We start from the raw sequence: 24,376 nt of genomic DNA, 5'->3' as shown, positions 1-24,376 counted from the left end.
ATTTACAAAAGTGGCTTCACTACGGCGTCAACAGTTGCGCGGTCCGGCATAGAGGGCGCCGTGCCAGCCTTTGTGACAGATGCACCGGCGGTCGCGCACCCGTAAATGGTCGCTTGCAGTGGTGTCTTTCCTTCCGCAAGAGCCGCACAAAAGCCGCCATTGAATGCATCGCCTGCGCCAGTCGTTTCAACAACCGAACCAGTGTCAAACGCAGGAACAAGGCCGTGACCATGAAGGTACGCACCTTGACTTCCCATTGTTATGATTGGCGTTCCGACGCCTAGGTCTTTGAGTGCGCAGCAGGCTTTCTCTGCATCCGCAGCGTCACTCACCTCAATTCCAGTCAGAGCCATGCACTCCGTCTCATTTGGCGTGACATAATCACAAAGCGCCAGCATCCCGTCCGGCAGGGGCGCCGCCGGTGCCGGGTTCAGAACTGTGATCACGCCGGCATCCCTTGCGATCTGCAATCCACGCAATGCTGCATCCATAGGCTGTTCCAGTTGCGTGACAAAAACATTGGCGTCAGAGATCAGATCAGCTTGTGCGTCGAGGTCGGCAGCACTGATCAGGGCCGCAGCACCCGGCGCAATAATGATCGCGTTATCGCCTGTGCTTTCTTCGACAAATATGTACGCAGCGCCGGTATAGGTGTCGCTGACTTGCCGAACATGTGGGATCACACCAGCCCAATCCCAGACATCCAAGGCGAGTTTCGCAAAATCATCTTGCCCGAGCATTGAGATCATGTGCGTTTCTGCCCCCATGCGAGCAGAGGCGACCGCCTGATTGGACCCCTTGCCACCGGGTCCTAGAGCAAAACTGTTGCCCATGACCGTCTCGCCCATGCGAGGCATACGATCGGCGCGGTATGCGGTGTCGGCAACAAACACGCCAAGGACAACAACTTTTCCCATGTGCTACACCTCTTCAGGAGGCACGACCCCCTTGCGAAAGGCGAAGCAGCCATAAAACCTGCGTTCTCCTGTTTGGATCACGGCATAGGCTGTCTTGGCCCGATCATAAAACGCATAGCGTTCAACACCGATCATCTTGGGGCCATCGACCGCATCGACTTGGGCCTGCATCTCTTCCATGACCGGCAGGATCGTATCCGGTTCGCCCACAACTTCCATCCTCGCGGCGGCATCATCAACGAATGTGTCGATCGGGTAAACCGACAGGACCGCTTTCGCCACTTCGGCCGCAGGCCGGTCGATCCGAAGCAGACGGCCCAAGGTCGTTTCGCGCGCCACACTATCAGAAGGAAAGTTTGTGTCCGCGATGATCAGATCATCGCCGTGCCCCATGGCGCGCAGCGCATATAAAACGTCGGCGTTCAGGATTGGATCAAGGCCTTTAAGCATAACAGAGTCCCATTTGATTGCGGATCAAAGTCGCGCGCCCGTCACAGCGTCGAAAACATGAATATGATCGGGGTCAGGCTTCAAATGCACAGTCTCGCCTGATTGGAAGGTGTGCCGCTCGCGAAACACCGCTGTCACATCCTGGTTTTCAAACGTCAGAAAAACCATCGTTTCAGAGCCTGTCGGCTCCACGACCTTCACTTCCATTGGCAGGCCATCATCCGACAGCAAAAGATGCTCGGGCCGTATCCCCATTTTGACCCGTCCGGCACCAGGCGGGCCAGCAAAGGTTTGACCGCCAAGCCTTATCTTTCCGTCAGCCAGATCTCCGGCAAGCAAGTTCATAGATGGCGCGCCAATGAACGTTGCCACGAATTCGTTTGCCGGATTGTCGTAGAGGTCAAGCGGCGTCCCAACCTGTTCGATGCGCCCCGCCTGCATCACCACAATCCGATCCGCGAGGGTCATCGCTTCGATTTGATCATGGGTGACAAAGACGGTTGTGGTTTTCAAACGCTGGTGCAGCTCCTTGATTTCCGTACGCATCTGAATGCGGAGTTTTGCATCGAGGTTGGAAAGCGGTTCATCGAACAGAAACACTTGCGGGTCGCGCACGATCGCCCGCCCCATGGCCACGCGTTGCCGTTGCCCGCCAGACAAGTGTCGAGGCTTGCGATCAAGATACTCCGTGAGACTCAAAATCTCGGCAGCTTCCCGAACACGCCGTTCGATGTCTGCCTTGTCCGCCTTCGCAACTTTCAACGCGAAGCCCATATTCTCGGCCACCGATTTGTGTGGGTAGAGCGCGTAGGTCTGAAAAACCATCGCAATGTCGCGTTGGGACGGCGGCAGGTTGTTCACCACACGGTCACCGATGGCAATGGTCCCACCATTGATCGGCTCTAACCCTGCGATCATACGCAGCAACGTGGACTTGCCGCATCCCGACGGCCCGACCAGTGCCACAAACTCGCCATCGCCGATGTCAATGTTCAGCCCATGGATCACCTCAACCGCGCCGTAAGACTTCCGAATGTCCGTAATTTTAACGTCAGCCATATAGCGACTTCCCTCACCCACAATCGTCGATGCTAGACAATGGCAACTGGCCTGTCCACGCCATGAATCGGTTTTGTTGACTTAACGTCAATAAGGATCATACTCGATTTGCAGTGGGGGAGTTTTGGACGCAGCATACTCAAATAACGAGAAAATTTCCGCGTCTGCCATTTGCTCGCTTTGAATAAATGAATTGCCGCCTTGGGAGGACGCACGTGAAAGTTGAACTCTACAATTACATAAGAGCTGCCCAGAAAATGAACCGCCGCCAGGTGTTGAAAGGTTCCGCAGCGTTGGGTGCGGCAGCGATGATGCCGAAAACCAGTCTGGCCGATGGGCATGGCAACATACGCGCTGAGATCCTGAAAATTCCCGGTGTTGGTGCCGGATCTCCGACAGACAGCGATTGGCAAAAAGTTGGTGAGATGTGCCTTGGTGCCACCAAGGAAAACGTCTCCGAAGGCGAGTTTGCGGGTGTTGAGCTTACCTTCATGGGGCTGAACAATCAGAACCTGCACAACTTCCTGTTCCGTGGGTTCTTGAAACCCTGGGAGGCCTATACCGGGGCCAAGATCAACTGGATCGACCTTGCTCAGGCCGACTACAACGCCCGCCTGCAACAGTCTATCGCAACAGGAACGGTCGACTTCGATATCATCGAAATGGGCGCGCCGTTCGAAGGCGACGTGCTGGGTAAGGGCCTCGCATCCGAGATGCCTGACTGGGTCAAAGAACAGATCGACATGGACGACTATGTTGACTACCTCAAGGCACCCGTGGGCACTTGGGATGGCAAGACCTATCGCGTCTCCATTGACGGCGACTGCCATACGTTTGCGTATCGAAAGGACTATTTTGGCGCAGACGGTATTGGCGGCGCTGAAGTGCCGACAACATGGCAAGAGATCAACCAGGTCTCGAAGGATTTAGTTGGGAAAGAAGACCCTCTGACCGGCCTACCAGCGCATGGTTACCTTGATCCGTTGAAAGGATGGGGTGGTTTTGGCTTTTACTTCCTTGAAAATCGCGCGTCGGCCTATGCCAAGCACCCCAACAGCCCGGCTTGGCTGTTCGAACCTGAGACAATGAAACCGATGGTCAACAATCCGGCTTGGGTGCAGGCCATTCAGGATGTCATGGACCTGATCGAAGCAGGCGCTTACCCAACTGACCAGATCAATGCTGATCCGGGAACGACGGCGTTTCAGCAGTTCCTGGCTGGCACAGGCTCAATGCTGATGTGGTGGGGGGATGTCGGTTCGTCTGCGCGCACTTCAGACACTTCGGTTGTTGGCGATGTTGTCGGCTTTGGCGTCAACCCAGCCTCCGACCGCGTCTACAACGCACAGTCTGGCGCTTGGGAAGACACCCGCAACGAAGCCCCCAACATGGCATATATCGGCTGGGGGGTTTACGTGATGGCGACCGTCGAAGGCGACGAGAAGAAGAAGAAAGCGGCATGGTCCGCCGCCGCCCACCTGGGTGGAAAAGACCTGTCGCTTTGGGCGTCTGCCTATCCATCCGGCTTCCAGCCGTACCGCAATTCGCACTTCCAGTTCGAAGAGTGGGAAGAAGCCGGTTACGACCGCGCCTATGTCGAAGACTATCTTGGATCCAATGCGGATAGCTACAACCATCCGAATGCTGCCATCGAGCCTCGTATCCCCGGCATTTTCCAATACTACTCGGTTGCGGAAGATGAGCTGGCGAAAGGCTATGCAGGTCAATACGGCTCCGCTCAGGAGACCGCGGATGCGATTGCAGCCGCCTGGGAGAAGATCACGGATCAGATCGGTCGCGACAATCAAATCACGGTCTACAAGGCTTCACTGGGGCTCTGATCGACACTCAACTTATGACGGGGGCGCCGCTACACTCGCGGCGCCCTTCTTCGTTGATCAGGCATTCGCCTCAAACCGCGTTTGGCCGCAGTTTCTCAACCTCCGCACGGTAGGGTTTGGCGCCATCCGGAAGCTCAGGTACAATCACTGCATCCTGGTATTTAAGTTGGCGACACAGGACCGGAACAAGCCTGCGATAGGCCGCGAAAATTGATGGTTCCGGCGGCGGCAAGTCGTGTTTGATCAAGTCATGCAAGTCGGGGAGCCGGTAGTATGGAACCATGGTGAACATGTGATGTTCGATATGGTAGTTCATATTGAGATAGATGAAACGGCTGACTGGATTCATCAGCACCGTCCGCGTGTTCAGCCGATGATCGGACACATTTTCCGCCAACCCAAGATGCTGCAGCAGCCCCGTCATAACGTGATGCCAAGCACCATACAGGCGCGGGAGGCCGATAATCATCAGCGGCAAAATCGAACCCAATCCGACCGCAGCGCCAAGTGTCACGGCGTAAGTCACCAACCAAACGCGCGCGACTAGATAGACGCGCGCGACATCTGTCTCGCGGACGTAGTTTGCCTCGTCGGGGTGGAGACGCCCGCTGGCATGCAGCAACATGCGTGCCATCAACTGATAGCTGTCGAGGATGCCGAAAAAATTGAGTGCAAGGCGTCCCAGATCAGGTGGCCGCATGGCCACAATTTCTGGATCGCGCCCTACAACAATCGTATCAGTGTGGTGCCGTGTATGGCTCGCGCGCCAAACTATCGGGTTTCTCATGATCATGAAGCTGGCGATGTGGTAAACAACCGAATTCATCCATGCGGACTTAAAAGCCGTGTTGTGTCCGCATTCGTGCCAACGGGAGTCCGAGCCCGATCCGTAGAAAACGCCATAGACCAACCAGAAAGGTGCCGACCACCAACTGGGCCACAGCATGACGCCGATGATCGCACAAAGTGCCATGATACCCAGCCAGATGATCGTATCCCGCAATGCGGGTCCGTCTGACTTCTGCATAAGTTTGCGAATGGCTGCTCGGTCGACATCCGGGCGGAACCAAGAAGGATTGGACAACCCTTGTCGGACCGCGTCTCGGCCGGTCCCGCCGGTCAGTGCATAATCCTTGGCCATGGGAAAAAGGTATCGAGCGCACGCAACAGCGTCAAATCCCACCTAGGAGATCCGATTTCCGCAACATGCAATTCGCGCTTAACAGTGTGCACCAGCCTCGCTAACGTGATGTAATGAGTACCGAAGGCGATCTTCTTCACACAGTCACGGCTGATACCATTTCCGACGGACGGCGGCGTCTGGGGAAAGTGATGGTCTGGAGTTCTGCCCTTTTGGTGGCGGTTCTGGCATTCTGGCAAATGGCATTCGAAACAGGCCGCGTCGGCAGCGGGTTCGACACGTGGCGACCTGTACTTTACGCCTATGTCTTGTGGGCTTTTGCCTTATGTGCAGCACAGGTCATCGTGAATGGCGAGAAAGGCAAACGCACCCTGTTTGTGCTGCCCGCCGCACTGTTCGTCATCAGTCTCGTTGTCTTTCCGCTGCTCTTTGCGCTGTATATTTCGTTCACCGACTGGAACCTTGCGTCTCCCGCCGGACCGCAGCCCAATGGCTGGGACAACATGCGCGAGATGTGGAAAGATGGCTTCTACTGGAACGCGCTCAAGAACATGGTCTACTACGTTCTGGCCGTGAGCGCGGAATATGTCATCGCATTTGGTTTGGCGCTCTTGTTGAATGCACAGATCAGAGCGCGAAAGTTTTTCCGCGTGGTCTTCCTGTTACCCTTGATGCTCAGCCCGGTGGCTGTTTCCTGGATGATCGGAAAGTCGATGCTGGAAGTGCGCTTTGGCCCGATTTCAAGGGTTATCCGCGAGCTCGGTGGCGAGCCCAGTTTCTTCGGGAGCCCCGAGATCGCCCGCTTCATGATCATGGCGATGGATGCGTGGACCTTCATTCCTTTCATGATGATCATGCTTCTAGCCGGGCTACAGGCACTGCCCAAGGAAGTGCTTGAGGCCTCGAAAGTTGATGGCGCATCCGGCTGGCAAAGTTTCAAAGAGGTGATCTTTCCGCTCATGCTGCCAGTCTCGGTGACCGCGATCGTGATCCGCGTGATCTTCAAACTGAAACTCGCCGACATCATCATCAACGTCACATCCGGGGGACCGGGCGGCGCGACCGACAGCGTTACCAGCTTCATTTTCCGTGAATACCGTGACCGTTCAAACGTTGGATACGGGACGCTTCTTGCGATGGTCTATCTTGTGCTGATCATCATCTTTGTCACGCTGCTGTTGAAACTTGTCAGCCGCTGGATGGAGCGTCCGGCATGAGCCAAGCCATCTTCAAGGACCGCCCGACAGATACCAAGGTGAAGGCAAAATGGTGGGCCAGCCGCGTGGCGATCTATAGCGCCCTGATCATATGGTCGGTTGTTTGTCTGTTTCCGATCTTCTGGACCATCACAACATCGTTCAAGATGGCACCGGATGTGATGAAGGGCAATCTGATCCCATGGTGGGATTTCACGCCACGCTGGAAAGGATGGGAGTCGATCGGCATTTCTCCGCGCCTGATTGGAGAGGTTTCGACGGTGCGCGACGAGTTCCTTAAGCGGTTCTGGAACAGCGCTATAATCTCGATTTCGTCATCCATGGTCGCCGTCATACTCGGGTCTCTGGCGGCTTACGGACTGTCACGGTTCAACTACCGTTTTGGCTTTATGCGCAACTCTGACATCTCTTTCTTTTTCCTAAGCCAGATGATCTTGCCGCCGGTTGTTTTAGCCTTGCCATTCCTTGTCCTCTACAAGTCACTGGCACTTCTGGACAGCCGTATTGGCCTGATCCTTCTCTACACGCTTATGGTGCTGCCAATCGTCATCTGGATCATGCGGGACCAGTTTCAGGGCATCCCTGTTGAACTTGAGGAGGCAGCACTTGTAGATGGGTTGGGGATTTGGGGTGCATTCATGCAGATTGTATTGCCGATCGCCCTGCCCGGCATGGTCGCGGCCTTTATCCTGTCACTTGTCCTGTGCTGGAACGAATACTTCTTTGCGGCCCTGCTAACAGCGACTAACGCGACAACCCTTCCCGTTATGGTCGCCTCTCAAACTGGGTCTCAGGGCATCAATTGGTGGTCAATGGCAGCACTATCGTCTGCGGCCATCCTTCCCCTGATCATCGTGGCGATCTTCCTCGAGAAGTACATCATCAAAGGTATGGCGGCTGGCGCGGTCAAATAGTGCCAATCTCTGCTGCAAGGTCCTTGGTCTGCTCATACAGCTTGCGAAACAAGGCATAGCTCTTGTCATATCGCGGGTCGTTCTGCGGAGCGATGATACGCGATGCCGGGTTCCAACGCGCGATATCACCGCGCGACACAAGACCCACCGCCAACGCCGCCAGGAACGCATCACCGTAACTTGCGCCCGACGTCTTCTCACACACAACCTGCTCCAGCCCCGTAATGTCCGATGTCGCCTGCAACCAAAGCGCATTCTTGGTGCCGCCACCAACAGCCAGCAGCCGTGCGGGCGACTGACCAAGCTCGGCAAACGTGTCGGTGACATGGCGCGTTCCGTAAGCAATCCCTTCGATCAAAGCGCGATACATGTCCCCCCGCGTGTGGGTAAGATTCAGTCCAAAGAATGCGCCCTTGGCGTTCGTGTCATGTATCGGCGTCCGCTCTCCTGAAAAGTAAGGGAGCATCAACAACCCGTTTGCACCCGGTGGCGATGCTTCCGCCTCTGCCGCCAGCAACGGAAACGCCTGATCGACGCTCAGATCGCGGGCAAATTGGTCTCGGAACCAATGGGTTAATGTGCCGGATGTGGCGAGGCCAGCCATCGAGGCATGCTCGCCCTCAAAAAGCCACGGGGCATACCAGATGCGCGGATCACGCACCTGAGCCTGCGCACGCAAAATGATGAAGATCGTCGACCCATACATCATCATCATATCGCCCGGCCGATCGACCCCGACCGAGAACGCCTCGGCCACAGCATCAATCGTTCCGGCCGTCACCGGGGTCCCTTCAGCCAGTCCTGTTTGGTCGGCGGCTTTTTTAGTCACTCCGCCTGCGATCTCATGAGACCACAGCAAGCGCGGTAACTTGCCCAAGTCGATGATGTCACCCGCCAGATCGTGGACCCATTTCCGTGACACAACATCGTAGATTGGTGAAAAATTCGCAGCCGTGTAGTGGTCAATCACAACTTCGCCGGTCAATCGCTGCACAAGGAAGCTGGTTGATGTGAGGATATGCGCGGTTTTGGCAAACACATCGGGGCGCTGTCGCTTCAACCAAAGAATTTTTGGCCCGACGGATTGAGAGGTCAGCGCATTGCCGCATCTTGCAATGATCACGTCTTCGCCGATGCGCTCGGTCAATTCGCGCACCTCGGTCTCGGCGCGACCATCGACGCCATAAAGGACGCCGTTCATCAAGGGCGCGCCACTCGCATCAACCGGCAGCATACACGGCCCAATGGCGCTGCAGGCAACAGCCTTTATCTCGCTTGGGTCAATATCACTGTCGCGCAATATGGCCCGGCAGACATGCACGAAATCACCCCACCAATCCTCTTCTGGTCGGTGTTCTGCCCAACCGGGCTGAGGGACCAACATCTCATGCCCACGCGCGGCCTGTGCGTGGACAACGCCGTCCTGATCCACCAAAACGCCTTTGGTTTCATAGGTGCCAATATCGATGCCCAGTGTGTAAGGCATCAGGTGTAATCGTCGCGACTAAGAGAAAAATTAGGACCGATCTGCGCCAGCGCTGCGGTCAGCAATTCACTCAACGACACAAGATCATTGACGTCGCACAGCTCGCGCGCCGAGTGCGAATAGCGCATCGGATAACACATATCGATTGATGCCACACCGTCCCCGACATACTGCACATAGGACAGATCCGTCAGGATACCCGTTTGCGCACTTCGTTGGAGGGGAATGCCGATGGTCTGCGCAACCGTTTCGAAGAGATGCACCATAGCCGGGTGCGGGATTATCCCGTTCAATGTACCGCGCCCATGGAAAGAATAGAGTGACATTGCCGGACCCCCACCCAAAGCGACGTCCCCGCGTGCATCCATATCGGGTGTATCGGTGGCCAGCGCCAGATCAATTTGGATTCCGATATCCGGTTCCAAGCTTTGCGCAAGAGGCAAGGCGCCACGCAAATTGAATTCCTCTTGCACGGTGAAAGCCAGATGAACCGGCGGGCCGGACCTACGCTGTTGCAGCTGCCTCGCAACCTCCAGCAAGACAGCGCAGCCAGCCCGATCATCGACACTTGTGCCAGACACCCGGCCATTTGCCAGATGAACAGCCGAAGGCGCATATACAACCGGGCTGCCAATTCTCACGCCGACACCGTCCGCCTCATCCGCCGATGAAAACCCCGCATCCACATAGAGATCGGCATAGGGTACGACCTGATATTTTTCGGTCGGAGTTGTTGCGTGATGGCTTTTGTTCGCGATGATCGCCGGTACGTCGCGACCTTCTCCAACGCAAATCAACACCTCTTGTGCAGCCAGGGCGCGTTCCGGTACACCGCCAAGCCGTTCCAGCCGGATCAAACCATCAGCCTCGATCCGGCGTACAATGAACCCAAGCTGATCCATATGCGTGAACAACATAACGCTTGGACCCTCCCCCGGAAAGTCGGCCACCAGATTGCCAAGGCGATCAGACCGGCTGTCAATCCCAATGTCGTCAAGGCGCCGTTCCAACGACCGACGCACCCGGTCCTCGTAACCTGCAAGCCCGGGCAGCAGCATCAATTCCATCATGTCTTTTGTGATCCTGTCCTTCACGAACGTGCCTTTCGAACAAGGTTCATGAAGTTCTTGGCACGGTCCGGATCGATCGCGTTCCAAGTATTGCCGTCCACCTTGAGCGACGAACCAACAATGCAGCCATCTGCAATCGAGAGCACATCGCCAACCGTGTCATGTTTGACACCCGTGTTCGCCATCACCGCCATGTCCGGCAATACCGCTTTCACCGCTTCGAGGTCCGACAAAGCGGCTGCTTCCCCGGTGATCTGACCAGACACCAGCACAGCATCGGGGATTGAGGAAAAAACCGCGCTGCGCGCGCGATCAGGCAGCGGGCGTTGATCGAGGGAATGGGCAAATTCCGCAGAGACGTTGTAGAGCATTGCCATATCCGAACGCCCCAGGCGGTTACGGTAGCGCATGGCGTTGCCCGCGTCGGGTGTCCAAGGGCCCATGTCGGACGCGTAGGTGCCAGTGAAAATCTCGCGAACAAATGCTGCGCCTGTAGCCGCCCCTAAGGCAACGGTCGACATTGGATCCCACAGGACATTTACACCAAAGGGAACGGTTATCTCTGATCTCAATTGGCCGATGATTGCAGCCATTGTCGCGGTTGAAGCTGTATCGACTTGGAATTCATACGGACGATCATTTTCATTGCCGAACATCACCGCATCAAACCCGGCATCTTGCAGCGCCAACAGGTCCGCCCGCGCGGCAGACACCAAATCAACCTCAGGATCAAAAAGCGGTGTGCCCGGCAACGCGCCGATGTGGACCATTCCAATAACAGGTTTGGTATCCCCGAATACTTTTCTGAAGTTTGCGGTCATCGGTCCTCCCCGGGCGATCCTACGTCTGTGAACCAGTTTACGTAAAGTAAAACTGGGGTAAGCTGTCCCAATGATGAAGGGAGCACCAGATGGGGTTGAAGACGCGACATTGGGAGCGGCTTGGCAATGGCGGGCTGACATTTACGGAGCTTGGGTTTGGTGCGGCACCGCTGGGCAATCTCTACAAAGCCATCTCTGATGGGGCGGCTCGCGAAACGCTGGATGCAGCGTGGGCGGGCGGCGTACGCTATTTTGATACCGCGCCGCTATACGGCCTTGGCCTGTCCGAGACCCGGTTAAACCCTTTTCTACGGGACAAACCGCGCGACGAATATGTGCTGTCCAGCAAGGTAGGACGCCTCATCCAACATTGCGCGCCAGAGCACCGCGCAGGTGTAGGTAAGTGGTTCGAGGTGCCGCAACGCCGGGAACAGTTCGATTACAGTTACGATGGTGTGATGCGTTCGTTTGATCACTCATTCTCGCGCCTCGGGGTCGACCGGATCGACATTCTTTATGTCCATGATCTGTGCGTGTTCACCCATGGCTCAAAAGAGGCGTCTGATACGCGTATCGACGAATTCTTTGGCGCGCGTGGATATGACGCGATGATCTCTTTGCGTGATCAAGGTCTGATCAAGGCCATCGGCGGCGGCATAAACGAGTGGCAAGTCTGCCAGACCCTTGCCGAGCGCGGCGACTTTGACCTGTTTCTGCTGGCAGGACGCTACACGTTGCTTGAGCAATCCGCACTCGACAGCTTCTTGCCACTTTGCGAGGCACGCGGGATCGGGATCGTGACGGGCGGGCCATACAATTCAGGTATTCTTGCGACCGGGGCAAAACCTGGGGCCTATTACAACTACGACGCGGCACCTGACCACATCTTAAAACGCGTGAACGCCATCGAAGCGGTTTGCAAAGACCACAGCATTAGCCTGATCGATGCAGCTTTCCAATTCCCGCTGCGCCACCCTGCGCATGTTTCAGTCATTCCAGGTGCCCAAGGCGTCGGAGAGATGGAAAGCAACCTGCAAGCAGCACAGGCAGATATTCCGGCAGCGTTCTGGTCAGACCTCAAGGCGCGGGGCCTTTTGGACGAACGGGCACCAGTATGAAAATCGACGCGCATCAGCACTTCTGGCAGCCGCGGCGCGGCGACTACGATTGGATGCCAAAAGACAACGAAACGCTGAACCGCGCCTATGGGCCTTCTGATCTTGCTCAAACCCTAAAGGACCATGACATTGACGGTACGGTTCTCGTACAAGCAGCCGCAACCATCCACGAGACGGAATACATGTTGGGCCTTGCCGACGCGACGCCGTTCATCAAAGGCGTCGTTGGTTGGGTCGATTTCGAAGACAGGCACCAGATCACCGAACTGACACGCCTCGCAAAACACCCCAAATTTCTGGGCGTGCGGCCAATGATACAGGACATACCGGATGTCGACTGGATGCTACGCCCAGACGTTCAATGGGCCTATGCGGCGATCATAGACCTTGACCTGACACTCGACGCGCTGGGTTTCCCGAAACACCTGGGCAACTTCCTAACGCTGCTGCAACGTTATCCGGACATGCGTACGGTCATTGATCATTGCATGAAGCCGCAGGTCCGCGACCAGCAAACCGGCAAAGACGCCTTCTCTTTCTGGGCAGATGGCATGTCACGTTTGGCCACCGAAACGACTGCGTATTGTAAGCTGTCCGGCCTGGTCACCGAAGCAGCGGGCGGTTGGTCCGTATCCGACCTGGCCCCCTTCGCGCGCCACGTCATTTCTGAATTCAGCGCCGGACGTGTCATGTGGGGATCGGACTGGCCGGTTTGTCGATTGCAGGCCGAGTACCCGAACTGGCATCAAGCTGCACAGGAATTGACAAACGATCTGTCACAAAATGACCAAACCCAAATCTTCGGGCGTACGGCTGCAAAGTTTTATCGTTTGTCGTGAGCCGCAATAAACGCATTGACCCTGGCGGGCCCTAAAGCGGAACGTTCCGAGTTGCTCATCGAAACATGCAAAGCGGCTGCGGCCTGGGCGAACGGGATCGCCTCCTTGATAGACGCTCCGTTATCGACTCGTGCCGCCAGTGCTCCGATAAACATGTCTCCTGCACCATGGGTCGAGCATGTGTTGACCTTAAACGCTTCGAATACGTCGCCATCAAACATGACACCGTCTGGTCCAAGGGTGTTCAACCAGGCGGCAGACGTGGGTGCATCCGTATACCACTGCGCTTCTGCGCGATTTACGATCAGCACGTCGATCAGAGCCAACAGCTCTTGAGGACAGTGGCGCGCCGGTGCGGCATTCAACCAAACCTGCGCACCGATCCTTTTAGCCATGTCGGCAATCCGTACATTCACCTCGGTTGGAATTTCGTTCTGCAAAAGCACCAGAGACACGTTCGGCGACACTTCTATTTGATCCGGGTCGATATGAAGGTTGGCAGCCGACACGATAACGGCGCCATATTCTCCATTCGCATCGACAGTGGCGGAACTCATTCCGCTTGGCCCTTCGTCCAACTGCAGCAGATCAAGATCGATATCGTTATATTTCAGCGTCTCACGCAACATATCGCCAAACGGATCGCTGCCCGCACGTCCTGCAAAGCGCACATCGCCCCCCATGCGTGCTGCTGCGATCGCCTGATTGCCACCCTTTCCGCCGAATACATACTCGACCGAGGTGCCAGCCACCGTCTCATCCAGCGCTGGTAAGTGCGGTGCGCGCAACACCACATCAAGATGCAACGATCCGACGACGAGAATACTCACCCCAGCATCGCCGCCTGGACGATGCGCATGGCCAGAGGGGCATCTTGACGCGCAATAGCCGTTTGCAAGTCAGTGTGCCCTACGAGTTTTGAGGCAATCTGTCGAAGCTTTTGCACAACCTCGATGTTTGTCCGCGCTTCTTCCACGGGATCAAGGCCCGAGTGATCGGGAAAAGTATCGAAGTAAATCGCCCCATCGTACCCAATACGCTCTAGCTCGACGAGAAGCTCAACGGTTTGAATGGGATGCACAGCGCCCACCATCAACCCATTGTCCCATTTTCCGTACCCATCATTAAGATGCACACCCAGCAATCGTGAATGTCGAGCGATCAACGCCGCCGCAAATGCAGGCATTTCATCGGCGTAAAGAACATGCGCGAAATCAAGCGTCACACCGGTGTTTGCGCGGCCAATTTCGTTGATTGCCAGCAAGGTGGTCGCAGCATCCGGCATCAAGGCAAAGGCACGCGGCTCGTTGGGTTTGTATTCCAGGGCGATATCCAGCGCCGGGTTGTGATCCGCGATCTCGGCCATCGCCTCAATCGTATGATCCCAAGCCTGTCGGTACTCCATCTGGAATGAGTAGTCGAACCCATCCTGACCCATCCAAAGGGTCATAAGCGTACCACCCATTTCAGCAAGGGTATCCAATCCGCGCTTCGTCTCATCAATCGCCAACCCACGCACTTTTGCATCCGGATGGGTAAATGCGCCAAGTTTGAAACCGGGATCGGTGTAGTACCGCATCGCCATTCCGTTGAGGATCAGTCCATGATCTTCAAGAGCCGCTGCGAGATCTGCAGGCGTATCATCTGCAAAGTGATCCGGGAAATTCAAGTCCGCCGCAGTCAGACCCGCCGTCGCTGCGCGGGCCAGAAGATCGGCGGTCGTTACCTTGTTTTTTCCTGGCCAATACGCGCTGGCTCCAATCTTGAATGCGTTGAGGCGTGCTGCGAAATGGGTCGAGGTGTGACTGCTCATGCAAGAAACTCTAACGGCAGCTCTGCAATGAATTCAATCACCAGAGGCACGAAGCCCCAATGCTGACTCAATACGACAGCAGACAATAAAGGCACGGGCAATCCGGATCTGGACCTGCTGCAACCAGTTTCGCTGCGCATTTCATGGCTCCGAACAAGCACCAATTGCCTCTCGTCTGGCGCGGCAAAGCCAAGCGCGGATATTCGCAATGTAACTGGATCGAAGCTGATTTGACGGCATCACAGAGTGGATGCTTTTTTGCGACACGTTTCAACTGTTGTCTTAAACGGTAGCGGTAAAGCGCCTTGTTCGCCGCATCTACTCAATTGGACGTCGTGATTCTGTTTAGCAGCAATTGCCACACCTGATAGCCGTTGGTCATGAAGCATCTTAAACGTACAGACAGCCACACCGACGCGGCCATATCTACTTTGCCAGACACACCTGTGCCCAGTGTGAACGCCGAAAACCCCGCACGCCTATTGCAGCGCTGCCCGGCAGCAGCGCCGACACCACTGGTGTCTTCGCCAGCACTTGCGGATAGGGCGCGTGTCGCCGAAGTGCATGTTAAGGACGAACGCGAACGTATGGGGCTGGGCAGTTTCAAAGCTCTTGGCGCGGCATATGTCATTGCATGTGATGCAGAGGCGGACATTGCAGCCGGACGCACCTATGTCACTGCCAGCGCTGGCAATCATGGCCTTTCCGTTGCGGCAGGGGCTCAGGCCTTCGGAGCGCGAGCCGTTGTCTATCTGGCGGACACCGTGCCTGAAGCTTTCGCGGATCGCCTGCGCAGATTCGATGCCGAAGTCCGACGTCACGGTCCCGTCTACGAAGACAGCATGGCGGAAGCGGCACGTGCGGCCGATGCAAATGATTGGATTTTGTTGTCTGACAGTTCCTGGCATGGATACTTCGATATTCCACACCGCCTGATGGAGGGCTACACGGTTCTGATGCAGGAAACCGTAGCCGCCATGAACGCGCCCACTCACATCTTCTTGCAGGCAGGTGTTGGTGGATTGGCCGCAGCCTGTGCCGCCTACGCACGGCACGCCTGGGGACCAATACCCCGGATCATCGTAGTGGAACCAGACGCAGCCCCTGCGATTTTCGCATCGGTTCAGGCAGGCCAGCCTGTGGTGACTTCGGGACCCAGTTCAGACATGGGGCGGCTGGACTGCAAAGAACCTTCACTCATCGCACTTAAAGGGTTGGCACGGGACGCGAATGACTTCGTACTGATTTCGGAGGATGAAGGCTCGTTTGGTGACAAGGTGGCGGCAGAAGTGGGCCTGGCCTCCACGCCATCTGGCACCGCTGGTATGTCTGCGCTGTTGGCCAGTACGCCACATCGTGATGCCCTCGGTCTGACAGAGGCGTCGCGGGTGCTCGTGATCCTGAGTGAGCAAGCCTCAGCTTGACGCAAGCGTCGCAAAGGTTCCCGATTGCGGAGCGTTCAGACTGCACGCGTAAGGCTACGGTGATGGTGAATAGCACAGGCTTATCCGCTCCGTCGCTTACAACCGGACCGGAGACCAGGTGCCACACCGGTTTTACAATCCATGTCAGGGTAAGCACGACGCGCCGATGGTTTCGGTATTGCCGAAGCGATGAACAGCAATGCCAATCCAGGCGTTCATGCGATGGAAGCTGGGCGATTGGGCCGCGGATTGCGCAACCCACTGACCGACTGGCCATCAATCATCACAGCCAACCAAACTCCGATGACCCCGAGAATCGAGTAACCTTTGAACCACCTGCCTGCTTGGACGACGGGTGCATAATGAGGCATAAAAAATCGTAGTCCGCGAAAACAGAGCAGACTAGCCGTCTTCTCACCAAGACCACGCAATGAGAGTACTGAAATGAGTGCCCCATACATCATCGATGATACGCGCCCCATACAGCTTGGGCTGATTGTACTTCAAGCGGATGAAACGATTGAGCAGGATATGCGTATCCTTATGTCGCCCGATGTCGAATACATGGTCAGCCGGGTTCGGTCCGGCACGTCGGTGACGTCGGACACGCTGCGCGAGATGGCAGACAATCTGACCGAAGCCGCAGGATTGCTGCCGCGCGGCGCACACATGGCTTGCGTGGCTTACGCATGCACGTCCGGCACGGCGGAAATTGGCACCACGCGGATCGCTGATCTTGTTGACGCCGGTGTAGACACCCCTTGCGTCACAGACCCAGTGACCGCGTTGATCGCCGCGTGCAAACACTTGGGCATCAAACGTCTTGGATTGCTCAGCCCCTACATTGAGAGCGTGTCTGACCGGTTGCGAGACGTTCTGGCGGGCGCAGGCATACAGGTGGTTGCCTTCACCAGCTTCGATGAACCCATCGAAGAACGCGTGGTGCGCATAACGGCTCAATCCATCATCAACTCAGCCCGGGACCTTGGCCGCGACACGGAGCTGGACGCTATATTTCTGTCCTGTACCAACCTGCGCACGCTGAGCGTCATTCCCGAGATCGAAGCAGCCCGTAACATGCCGGTCTTGTCCAGCAACCTAGTTCTGGCTTGGCATATGGCGCAGCTGGCGCAGGTCCCGCTCGCGGCGAATCTGCCCTTCCGCTTGACTACTCCGGCGACCACTCCGGTCGTGTCATTCCAATAAACGTATGCCCGACCCCACCGGTCACGTTGCGGTCCAGGACATCCCGCAGCGTTTCCGTGCGATTGATCGCGCGCCACCCGGGTCCGGAGAATGTCGAACGCTTGAACACGTGCCGCGACAAGAGCGGATTGGTCAGGGCCTGACTGAAAGCATCAAGAGCCACGAACTTGAGAACCAGATTGGGCAGCGGGCTGTTTGGCACACGATCCTCACAGAATAGCCCTACATGGAAGTCAACATCACGTGGACTGTCATAGAACTGGCGCAGCAAACCGGCCACTTCCGGGTCGGACGAGATCGCCTCGAAATTCGCAGGTCTGCGTTGGCTCATGTAGTCGCAATAGTCCGAAAAGCTGGCAAGCGCACAATCGCGGTCCTGCTCAATCGACGCAATCTCGATATGAAGAAGGGATTCCGCCGTGTTGCATGGTCCCAACTCGGCTGCTTGGGTCTCGCTGATCCCCGAAAAGGCAGACAGCAAACCATTGTCGATCAGCAAGGCATTATTCATGAAAGTGCTATGGACTGGGCGTTTCTCACCCCCCCACTTCAGGGCATCGGGGATCAGCGCGTGCCAGCGATACAACAGGCTAAACTCGGTCGTGATCCAGTTCGGCTTGTTCCATGGCGCGTCCCAGGCAACAGACGGATCGGCGCGCAGGCTGAAAGGCAACGGCGAGATGTGGTTGATATAATCTTCGACCACGATCTTGATGAACATGACGATCACCGCGTTGCGCGCCGTCTCGAAAACCCGATCGTCGTTCCAATCCGGGTGCTCTGCTTCGATCTCACCCGCGAGTCGATTGTGTTCGCGCAGGAACAAGGTGTTCAGCATGGCGACCTGTGGGACCGAGTTGGCGCGGTCGCCGCCAAAGGCAAAGATCGTTGCGCGGCGCGTGTCATCCAGCGTGCTCTGGCCCAAGGGTGGGTCGAGAACTTCGAACTGTGGGTCGAACTTGTCCCCGTTGTATAGGAAGGGCGCATACTCCTCACCATTGATCATCTGTGACGCCAAACGCCCCTTTTGACCTTTGTCCTCGGATCGGAGACGCAAAGCCAAGGTCTGCGCACGGGTGCGACCATAGAGGGGGCACAGATCGATCTCGTGGTTTGATGTGTTGCGTTTCAGGCGGTGGCTGGGATCTTCACCTGCCGGCACAAGGTCTTCGGATTCAGTGCGGATAAAGCCGTCAGTCAGATATTGCGCAAAGGCCGGAAACAGGCATGTCGATTTGGGACACCTGCGTTGTTTGCCATCCTTGCGACGAAAAAGGGCGGCCAAGGCCTCCGGACTTGCGGCATTGGCACGGGGACGAGGCGGCAGGTGTCGCCCACTCCAACGACGATCAGTCAGCCCCCCCCACCAGACATAATCACGCTCGGTGCTCAGCGGATGCGGGCGCGGTCGGGCTCGATTTACAACACGATTGATCGCCCATCGATTGGCGAGTTTGGCGGTAAGCGGAATGGCTTCGATAACAGAAAAGATCGCTTTTTGGACAGAATATGGAAGAAATGACATAGGGTGCTCAATGATCAAAAGAATGAATTTAATGCGGTAAGCATCTGCCAAAGCGGCGCACAATGCTAGGCTAAGTTGTGGCTTGTGGTGAATTTGGCGTCATCACGTATGTCGCGCGCACAGGAACTGTGTAAATTTGTGGACTCAAAAGCACCCACGCGAGCTTACTAGTTCTGCGTGAACAGGTTGATCCGCATCCTGCGCACCCTACTTGACGAAGTGGCGCGGAGAAAAGACCACAGTACCGGGACAGTTTTCATGAAGACTTTGGCGTCACTCTCCTTCATTTTGCTTTTGGTTTTCGGAACCGCAACCACAGCGCAACAGGGTCCTCCAACCGTAACGGCGGCCAAGCCCGTCGTGAAAACAATTGTCGAGGATGACGAATTTGTCGGCCGCTTCGAAGCAAGGTCCGAAGTGTCCTTGCGGTCACGGGTCTCTGGTTACCTTGAAGAAGTTCACTTTAAGGAAGGCACTCTGGTCGAAGCGGGGCAGCTGCTGTTCACAATCGATCAGCGCCAGTTCCGGACCGCGCTCAGGCAGGCCCAGGCCCGCATTGATGTCGCTGAAGCGACCTATGAATTTGCAACCGAACAGCTGGAGCGCGCGCAGGCTCTGATCGGAAACGGGAACATTCCACAAAGCGTTCTGGATGAACGCCGGGAGGCATATCTGGCGGCGCAAGGTGGTCTTGAAGAGGCTCGCGCGGCTCTCGAATTGGCTGAACTGGACCTAGAGTTTTCCGAGATACGTGCGCCGATGTCCGGTCGGATCGATCGGTCGTTGATCGATCCTGGCAACCTGGTGTCAGCAGATCAAACCGTTCTGACATCCATTGTTTCGAACGATCCAATCTACTTCGTGTTCGACATCGACGAGCGATATTTCCTTGCCTATGCACGGGACGCTCGCGCGCGGGGAACGGCCCTGCAAGAAGGTGGAGGCGCACTTGAGGTCAAAGTGACACTGTCCGATACCAAAATCCCTCCGCAAACTGGCTATCTCGACTTTTCAGAAAACAGGATTGATGCAGAAACAGGCACAATGCGCGTCCGCGCGGTTCTGGAAAACCCGGATGAATTGCTGACTCCTGGGCTGTTTGGCAGGGTCAATGTACCTGGATCGCTTCCATACGAAGGTATCTTGATCCCTGACAGGGCAATTGTTGCCGATCAGAACCGGCGGCTTGTCATGACCTTGGACGCTGACGGCGTGGTCACTCCGTTACCCATACGTCCAGGACCGGGCTTGGATGGCTACCGGGTCGTGCGCGAAGGCATGGATGGAACCGAAACGATCGTGATTGACGGTCTTGTAACCGCCCGGCCGGGTATGACGGTGATCCCCGAGATAATCGAACTGCCACTGATCGCGGAGAACTGATATGGGCCGCTTTTTTGTTAGCCGCCCGATCTTCGCCGTCGTCGTGTCGATCATCATGACGATTGTCGGCCTTATCTCTTACTTCCAATTGCCGATTGAGCAATATCCGGAAATCGCACCGCCTTCGATCGTCGTGCGGGCATCGTATCCGGGAGCGGATGCAACAACCATTGCAAACACCGTTGCAACCCCGCTTGAGCAAGAAATCAACGGAGTGGAGGGCATGTTGTACATGTCCTCATATGCGACCGCCGACGGCACGATGAGTCTGACCATCACCTTTGAGTTGGGCACCGATCTCGATACCGCCCAAGTGCTAGTGCAAAATCGCGTAGCCATCGCCGAGCCGCGCCTGCCGCAGGAGGTAAGGGCGCTGGGTGTGACCACGACCAAGTCGTCGCCGGACCTGATGATGGTTGTGCACATGCTGTCGCCAGACGCGACCTTTGATCAGCTTTATGTGTCGAATTACGCCCGCGCGCGGGTGCGCGATCGGCTTGTCCGTCTGGACGGCGTCGGCGATCTGATCATTTTCGGGGAACGCGAGTTTTCCGCACGGGTGTGGCTTGACCCTGACAAGCTGGCCTCGCTTGGCCTCACAGCAAGTGATGTGGTCGGTGCCCTGCGAGAACAGAACGTTCAGGTGTCCGGCGGCACGCTCGGCGCACCGCCTAACGCGGCAGACAATGCCTTTCAGGTTTCGATCACGACCCAAGGTCGATTGGAAGATCCAAGAGAGTTTGGACGCGTTATCGTCAAGGCGTCTGAGTCCGGTCGCGTCGTGAGGGTGCGAGACGTTGCACGGGTGGAAATCGGCGCACGATCCTATGTCACCAACTCATATCTCAACAACAAACCCGCCGTAGCACTTGGTATTTTCCAACGGCCGGGATCGAACGCACTGGCAACTGCGGACGAAGTGCGCGCAACCATGGATGAGCTGGCACAAGATTTCCCGGATGGATTGGAGTACCAGGTCGTCTACAATCCAACGGAATTCATCAGCGCGTCCATCGACGCCGTATACAAAACGCTTTTTGAGGCGGTTTTGTTGGTTGTCGTTGTCATCATAGTCTTCCTCCAAAGCTGGCGCACCGCCCTCATACCGCTGCTGGCCATACCCGTATCCTTGATCGGGACGTTCGCCGTAATGTTGGCGCTTGGATACACGCTGAACCTGCTGACACTGTTTGGGTTGATCCTGGCCATTGGCATCGTGGTCGATGATGCAATCGTGGTGGTCGAAAACGTCGAGCGCAACATCCGAAACGGCATGACTCCCCGCCAGGCGTCGGCTCGATCCATGGACGAAGTGCAAAGTGCGATTATCGGCACAACACTTGTTTTGATCGCGGTCTTCGTGCCCGCGGCACTGGTGCCCGGTATCACTGGACAGTTCTACAGGCAGTTCGCTGTCACCATCTCGGTGGCCACGGTGATCTCAAGCATCAATTCGCTCAGCCTGTCCCCGGCCCTCGCCGCAATTTTCCTGAAACCGAACACCAATTCTCTGTCGCGCAATCCGCTGTCGCACCTCGGCGCTTCGGTTTCAAATGCCTTCAATGGCGGTCTCGATGCCGTCACGCGCGGCTATGCAGCCATTGTTCGGGTACTGGTTGGCACGTGGGGCATGATCGCGGTCTCTATTGTTGCCTTCGCAGGTCTTTTGGGGACAGCTTGGTGGATCAATGAACAGGTGCCAACAGGTTTCATTCCCGACGCCGACCAAGGCTATGCCATCGTCGTTGTGCAACTGCCCGAAGGGGCGTCGCTGGACCGGACCGACGCGGTGATCAAGCAAGCAACCGAGATTGCGCGTGAAACTCCGGGTGTCACCAATGCCGTTGCCTTTGCGGGATTCTCCGGTGCAACCTTTACCAATGCCAGCAATCAGGGCGTGATCTTTACAACGTTCGCACCATTCGAAGACCGTCTGGAAAGCGGATTGGATGCCAATGCCATCGTGGGTCAACTGTTTGGACGCATGCAGGTCATCCGCGAGGCATTCATCATCGCAATCGCCCCTCCTGCCGTTCGAGGTGTCGGCACGGGTGGCGGGTTCAAGATGCAGCTGCAGGATACCGAAAGCGCAGATATGCGCCGCGTTCTGAACAGCGCCTACGCCATCATGGGCGCCGCGCAGCAGTCGGACAAAGTGACAGGTGTTTTCACCACATTCTCGGCCAGTTCGCCACAAGTCTATCTCGAGATTGACCGCGTGCGCGCACAAATGCTGAACGTGCCAATTGGGGCCATCTTTGAAACCCTTTCCATCAATCTCGGCTCGGCTTATGTAAACGATTTCAACGCCTTTGGACGTTTGTTCCAGGTTCGGGCGCAGGCTGATCAACAGTTCCGGCTAGATCAGGAAGACATACGATCCTTACGCGTGCGGACCGCAACGGGCGCCCTGGTTCCTTTGGGAACACTGGTTTCAGTGGTCGACACGGCCGGTCCAGCACTGGTCCAACGCTACAATCAACTGGTATCTGTTCCGATCCAGGGCAATGCGGTTCCAGGCGTATCCACAGGCGATGCGTTGATCGCGATGGAAGAATTGGCAGCACAGCTATTGCCGCCCGGCGTGGATTACGAATGGACCGAATTGGCCCTTCAGGAGCGCAACCAAGGCAACATGGCCGCATACATCTTTGCCTTCTCGGTTCTGTTTGCATTTCTGTTCCTTGCGGCCCTGTACGAAAGCTGGGTCTTGCCGGTTGCCATCATTCTTGTTGTCCCGCTTGCCGTCCTGTCCGCCCTATCAGGGGTAATGCTGCGCGGCATGGACAACAACATCCTGACACAGGTCGGGTTGATTGTGTTGGTGGGATTGTCGGCCAAGAACGCCATTCTGATCGTCGAATTTGCCAAGCAAGCACAGGAAGAAAAGGGGATGTCCGCGATAGATGCGGCCGTGGATGCATGTCGCTTGCGCCTGCGCCCAATCCTGATGACCGCCTTTGCATTCATTCTGGGCGTTGTGCCTTTGATGATTGCCACCGGTCCCGGATCAGAGATGCGGCAAGCCCTCGGCACTGCCGTTTTCTTCGGGATGTCGGGTGTGACCTTCCTCGGCCTGTTCTTCACGCCTGTGTTCTATGTTGCTCTGCGCAGGATTTTTCCGGGGCAGGCAAAAGACAAGGAAAACGCAGATACCGTGCCAAGCCCGGCTGCCAGCTAACGCCGATCCTGCCGCACGGCTTGCGGAGTTTGACCAAAGGCTGCTTTGAACGCGCGTGTCATGGCACTCGCGCTTTCATACCCGCATCGGCCGGCAATCTCTGACACGGGGAGGTCTGTGTCCTGCACTAGGCGCAAAACTGCGTTCAGACGCAACCGCCGGTACACGACTGACGGGGTCGCACCCATCGCAGAGCGCATACGATGCTCCAGCGTCTTTTGCGTGCAGCCGACGCAGCGCGCGATCTCGGGAATGGAAAGTGGCGCCTCGATATAATCCTGCATCAAGGCGACTGCGCGCCCTACCATCCGCCCGGATGCGCGGACCGGCAAGGCCGGTACCATGCCCCGAGACATGAACAATTGGGCGACTTCCATCGCAACCAGCGGGCCATGCGCTGACGCAATCAGGCTGTTCGCCAGATCAAAAGCGGCCATGGCTCCTGAACAGGTGACGCGATCATCGTCGATGACAAAGCGTTGGCGCTGGCATTCAATTTCCGGGAATGCTTCGGAAAAGGCATCGAGCATGTCCCAGTGAATGGTCGCACGATACCCATCCAAAAACCCGGCCCGTGCCAGCAACCAACTGCCCGTATCAAACCCGCCCAGTACCGGATATCGCCGCGCTGCATTCCGAACCACGCTTGTGATCCGCTCCTGGTCCAGTTCGCGGATGCCATAGGACGGCATCAGCAACAATGCAGTTCCCTCGGAATGCGCCAAAGCATCATGCGGTGCAATCTGCAATCCGCTGGAACTTGATACCGGCGCACCATCCAGCGTGAAGAAGCGCCATTGGTACACTTTGCGGCGCAGAAACGCATTCGCTGCCCGCAACGGTTCAACAAAGTTCGCAAGGCAATGGTTTGAAAATTGATTAAACAGGACGATGTCCACATGCTGCATCGCGTCATGGATTTTCGACCAATCTTGCATGACAGACGGCTAACACTGCACGCTATACTTTCG

The 24,376-nt window shown here is 56.4% G+C and carries 20 protein-coding genes; 9 read left to right on the top strand and 11 right to left on the bottom strand.

The window, feature by feature from the left end; translation table 11 throughout:
- Positions 1 to 2: 2 nt before the first annotated feature.
- The 3 genes from IE087_RS15120 to IE087_RS15110 are packed head-to-tail and all read right to left on the bottom strand — an operon-like array spanning position 3 to position 2,426.
- Positions 3 to 917 (bottom strand): ribokinase, encoded by a 915-nt coding sequence (locus IE087_RS15120; RefSeq protein WP_189370203.1) that lies wholly within the window; start codon positions 915 to 917, stop codon positions 3 to 5.
- A 3-nt stretch (positions 918 to 920) separates the two neighbouring features.
- Entirely contained in the window at positions 921 to 1,367 is a 447-nt protein-coding gene (locus tag IE087_RS15115; protein WP_189370202.1) for an RbsD/FucU family protein, read from the bottom strand.
- A gap of 24 nt (positions 1,368 to 1,391) precedes the next feature.
- The gene (locus tag IE087_RS15110; RefSeq protein WP_189370201.1) at positions 1,392 to 2,426 is read right to left on the bottom strand and encodes an ABC transporter ATP-binding protein; all 1,035 of its coding nucleotides are present in this window, start codon (positions 2,424 to 2,426) and stop codon (positions 1,392 to 1,394) included.
- A gap of 215 nt (positions 2,427 to 2,641) precedes the next feature.
- Here IE087_RS15110 and IE087_RS15105 point away from each other — a divergent pair, with 215 nt between their 5' ends.
- Entirely contained in the window at positions 2,642 to 4,267 is a 1,626-nt protein-coding gene (locus tag IE087_RS15105; RefSeq protein WP_189370200.1) for an extracellular solute-binding protein, read from the top strand.
- A gap of 70 nt (positions 4,268 to 4,337) precedes the next feature.
- Here the strand turns inward: IE087_RS15105 and IE087_RS15100 are convergent, their stop codons facing one another.
- The gene (locus IE087_RS15100) at positions 4,338 to 5,408 is read right to left on the bottom strand and encodes a fatty acid desaturase family protein (RefSeq protein WP_189370199.1); all 1,071 of its coding nucleotides are present in this window, start codon (positions 5,406 to 5,408) and stop codon (positions 4,338 to 4,340) included.
- A gap of 113 nt (positions 5,409 to 5,521) precedes the next feature.
- Here IE087_RS15100 and IE087_RS15095 point away from each other — a divergent pair, with 113 nt between their 5' ends.
- Both IE087_RS15095 and IE087_RS15090 read left to right on the top strand, forming a co-directional pair.
- Positions 5,522 to 6,625 carry a carbohydrate ABC transporter permease gene (locus tag IE087_RS15095; protein ID WP_189370198.1) on the top strand — a complete coding sequence of 368 codons (1,104 nt, stop codon included), beginning with the start codon at positions 5,522 to 5,524 and terminating at the stop codon, positions 6,623 to 6,625.
- Positions 6,622 to 7,539: a carbohydrate ABC transporter permease gene (locus IE087_RS15090; protein WP_189370197.1), complete on the top strand. Its 918-nt coding sequence runs from the start codon at positions 6,622 to 6,624 to the stop codon at positions 7,537 to 7,539. The genes IE087_RS15095 and IE087_RS15090 overlap by 4 nt, the downstream gene beginning before the upstream one ends.
- Here IE087_RS15090 and IE087_RS15085 read toward each other — a convergent pair.
- From IE087_RS15085 to IE087_RS15075, 3 genes are read right to left on the bottom strand one after another with little or no spacing between them, the layout of a single operon-like run.
- Positions 7,532 to 9,025: an FGGY-family carbohydrate kinase gene (locus IE087_RS15085; protein ID WP_189370196.1), complete on the bottom strand. Its 1,494-nt coding sequence runs from the start codon at positions 9,023 to 9,025 to the stop codon at positions 7,532 to 7,534. The two genes, IE087_RS15090 and IE087_RS15085, sit on opposite strands and share 8 nt — an antisense overlap.
- The gene (locus IE087_RS15080) at positions 9,025 to 10,095 is read right to left on the bottom strand and encodes a M42 family metallopeptidase (RefSeq protein WP_189370195.1); all 1,071 of its coding nucleotides are present in this window, start codon (positions 10,093 to 10,095) and stop codon (positions 9,025 to 9,027) included. Before IE087_RS15080 ends, IE087_RS15085 begins: the two co-directional genes overlap by 1 nt.
- 20 nt (positions 10,096 to 10,115) lie before the next feature.
- Positions 10,116 to 10,916, bottom strand: coding sequence for a BtpA/SgcQ family protein (locus tag IE087_RS15075; RefSeq protein ID WP_189370194.1), 801 nt, complete (start codon positions 10,914 to 10,916; stop codon positions 10,116 to 10,118).
- Positions 10,917 to 11,005: 89 nt separating this feature from the next.
- Between IE087_RS15075 and IE087_RS15070 the strand changes: the two genes are divergently transcribed.
- Positions 11,006 to 12,034 (top strand): aldo/keto reductase, encoded by a 1,029-nt coding sequence (locus IE087_RS15070; RefSeq protein WP_229801400.1) that lies wholly within the window; start codon positions 11,006 to 11,008, stop codon positions 12,032 to 12,034.
- A complete protein-coding gene (locus tag IE087_RS15065) occupies positions 12,031 to 12,873 on the top strand; it encodes an amidohydrolase family protein (protein WP_189370193.1) in 843 nt (280 codons plus the stop codon). Before IE087_RS15070 ends, IE087_RS15065 begins: the two co-directional genes overlap by 4 nt.
- Here the strand turns inward: IE087_RS15065 and IE087_RS15060 are convergent.
- Positions 12,858 to 13,703, bottom strand: a complete 846-nt coding sequence (locus tag IE087_RS15060; RefSeq protein WP_189370192.1) for a PfkB family carbohydrate kinase — start codon at positions 13,701 to 13,703, stop codon at positions 12,858 to 12,860. The two genes, IE087_RS15065 and IE087_RS15060, sit on opposite strands and share 16 nt — an antisense overlap.
- Entirely contained in the window at positions 13,700 to 14,686 is a 987-nt protein-coding gene (locus IE087_RS15055; protein WP_189370191.1) for a sugar phosphate isomerase/epimerase family protein, read from the bottom strand. The genes IE087_RS15060 and IE087_RS15055 overlap by 4 nt, the downstream gene beginning before the upstream one ends.
- Positions 14,687 to 15,066: 380 nt before the next feature.
- Between IE087_RS15055 and IE087_RS15050 the strand changes: the two genes are divergently transcribed.
- Positions 15,067 to 16,110 carry a pyridoxal-phosphate dependent enzyme gene (locus IE087_RS15050; RefSeq protein ID WP_189370190.1) on the top strand — a complete coding sequence of 348 codons (1,044 nt, stop codon included), beginning with the start codon at positions 15,067 to 15,069 and terminating at the stop codon, positions 16,108 to 16,110.
- Between the two features lie 444 nt (positions 16,111 to 16,554).
- The gene (locus tag IE087_RS15045) at positions 16,555 to 17,316 is read left to right on the top strand and encodes a maleate cis-trans isomerase family protein (RefSeq protein ID WP_189370189.1); all 762 of its coding nucleotides are present in this window, start codon (positions 16,555 to 16,557) and stop codon (positions 17,314 to 17,316) included.
- Here IE087_RS15045 and IE087_RS15040 read toward each other — a convergent pair.
- A complete protein-coding gene (locus IE087_RS15040; protein ID WP_189370188.1) occupies positions 17,279 to 18,841 on the bottom strand; it encodes a peroxidase family protein in 1,563 nt (520 codons plus the stop codon). The genes IE087_RS15045 and IE087_RS15040 overlap by 38 nt on opposite strands.
- Before the next feature lie 258 nt (positions 18,842 to 19,099).
- Here IE087_RS15040 and IE087_RS15035 point away from each other — a divergent pair, with 258 nt between their 5' ends.
- The gene (locus tag IE087_RS15035; protein WP_189370187.1) at positions 19,100 to 20,224 is read left to right on the top strand and encodes an efflux RND transporter periplasmic adaptor subunit; all 1,125 of its coding nucleotides are present in this window, start codon (positions 19,100 to 19,102) and stop codon (positions 20,222 to 20,224) included.
- A 1-nt stretch (position 20,225) separates the two neighbouring features.
- The gene (locus IE087_RS15030) at positions 20,226 to 23,405 is read left to right on the top strand and encodes an efflux RND transporter permease subunit (RefSeq protein ID WP_189370186.1); all 3,180 of its coding nucleotides are present in this window, start codon (positions 20,226 to 20,228) and stop codon (positions 23,403 to 23,405) included.
- On the opposite strand, the gene IE087_RS15025 is transcribed toward IE087_RS15030, so the two are convergent.
- The gene (locus IE087_RS15025) at positions 23,402 to 24,343 is read right to left on the bottom strand and encodes a GlxA family transcriptional regulator (RefSeq protein ID WP_189370185.1); all 942 of its coding nucleotides are present in this window, start codon (positions 24,341 to 24,343) and stop codon (positions 23,402 to 23,404) included. The two genes, IE087_RS15030 and IE087_RS15025, sit on opposite strands and share 4 nt — an antisense overlap.
- Positions 24,344 to 24,376 lie beyond the last annotated feature (33 nt).

Origin of the sequence: Tateyamaria omphalii, from assembly GCF_014651375.1 — a bacterium.
Classification (GTDB): Bacteria; Pseudomonadota; Alphaproteobacteria; order Rhodobacterales; family Rhodobacteraceae; genus Tateyamaria; species Tateyamaria omphalii.
Note: the sequence above shows the minus strand (reverse complement) of the source record. Positions and strands in the feature narration are given on the sequence as shown.

Coding starts and splice junctions, on each gene's coding strand:
- IE087_RS15120 (WP_189370203.1), bottom strand. CDS start 917: ATGGGAAAAGTTGTTGTCCTTGGCGTGTTTGTTGCCGACACCGCATAC.
- IE087_RS15115 (WP_189370202.1), bottom strand. CDS start 1,367: ATGCTTAAAGGCCTTGATCCAATCCTGAACGCCGACGTTTTATATGCG.
- IE087_RS15110 (WP_189370201.1), bottom strand. CDS start 2,426: ATGGCTGACGTTAAAATTACGGACATTCGGAAGTCTTACGGCGCGGTT.
- IE087_RS15100 (WP_189370199.1), bottom strand. CDS start 5,408: ATGGCCAAGGATTATGCACTGACCGGCGGGACCGGCCGAGACGCGGTC.
- IE087_RS15095 (WP_189370198.1), top strand. CDS start 5,522: ATGAGTACCGAAGGCGATCTTCTTCACACAGTCACGGCTGATACCATT.
- IE087_RS15090 (WP_189370197.1), top strand. CDS start 6,622: ATGAGCCAAGCCATCTTCAAGGACCGCCCGACAGATACCAAGGTGAAG.
- IE087_RS15085 (WP_189370196.1), bottom strand. CDS start 9,025: ATGCCTTACACACTGGGCATCGATATTGGCACCTATGAAACCAAAGGC.
- IE087_RS15080 (WP_189370195.1), bottom strand. CDS start 10,095: ATGATGGAATTGATGCTGCTGCCCGGGCTTGCAGGTTACGAGGACCGG.
- IE087_RS15075 (WP_189370194.1), bottom strand. CDS start 10,916: ATGACCGCAAACTTCAGAAAAGTATTCGGGGATACCAAACCTGTTATT.
- IE087_RS15070 (WP_229801400.1), top strand. CDS start 11,006: ATGGGGTTGAAGACGCGACATTGGGAGCGGCTTGGCAATGGCGGGCTG.
- IE087_RS15065 (WP_189370193.1), top strand. CDS start 12,031: ATGAAAATCGACGCGCATCAGCACTTCTGGCAGCCGCGGCGCGGCGAC.
- IE087_RS15055 (WP_189370191.1), bottom strand. CDS start 14,686: ATGAGCAGTCACACCTCGACCCATTTCGCAGCACGCCTCAACGCATTC.
- IE087_RS15050 (WP_189370190.1), top strand. CDS start 15,067: ATGAAGCATCTTAAACGTACAGACAGCCACACCGACGCGGCCATATCT.
- IE087_RS15045 (WP_189370189.1), top strand. CDS start 16,555: ATGAGTGCCCCATACATCATCGATGATACGCGCCCCATACAGCTTGGG.
- IE087_RS15040 (WP_189370188.1), bottom strand. CDS start 18,841: ATGTCATTTCTTCCATATTCTGTCCAAAAAGCGATCTTTTCTGTTATC.
- IE087_RS15035 (WP_189370187.1), top strand. CDS start 19,100: ATGAAGACTTTGGCGTCACTCTCCTTCATTTTGCTTTTGGTTTTCGGA.
- IE087_RS15030 (WP_189370186.1), top strand. CDS start 20,226: ATGGGCCGCTTTTTTGTTAGCCGCCCGATCTTCGCCGTCGTCGTGTCG.
- IE087_RS15025 (WP_189370185.1), bottom strand. CDS start 24,343: ATGCAAGATTGGTCGAAAATCCATGACGCGATGCAGCATGTGGACATC.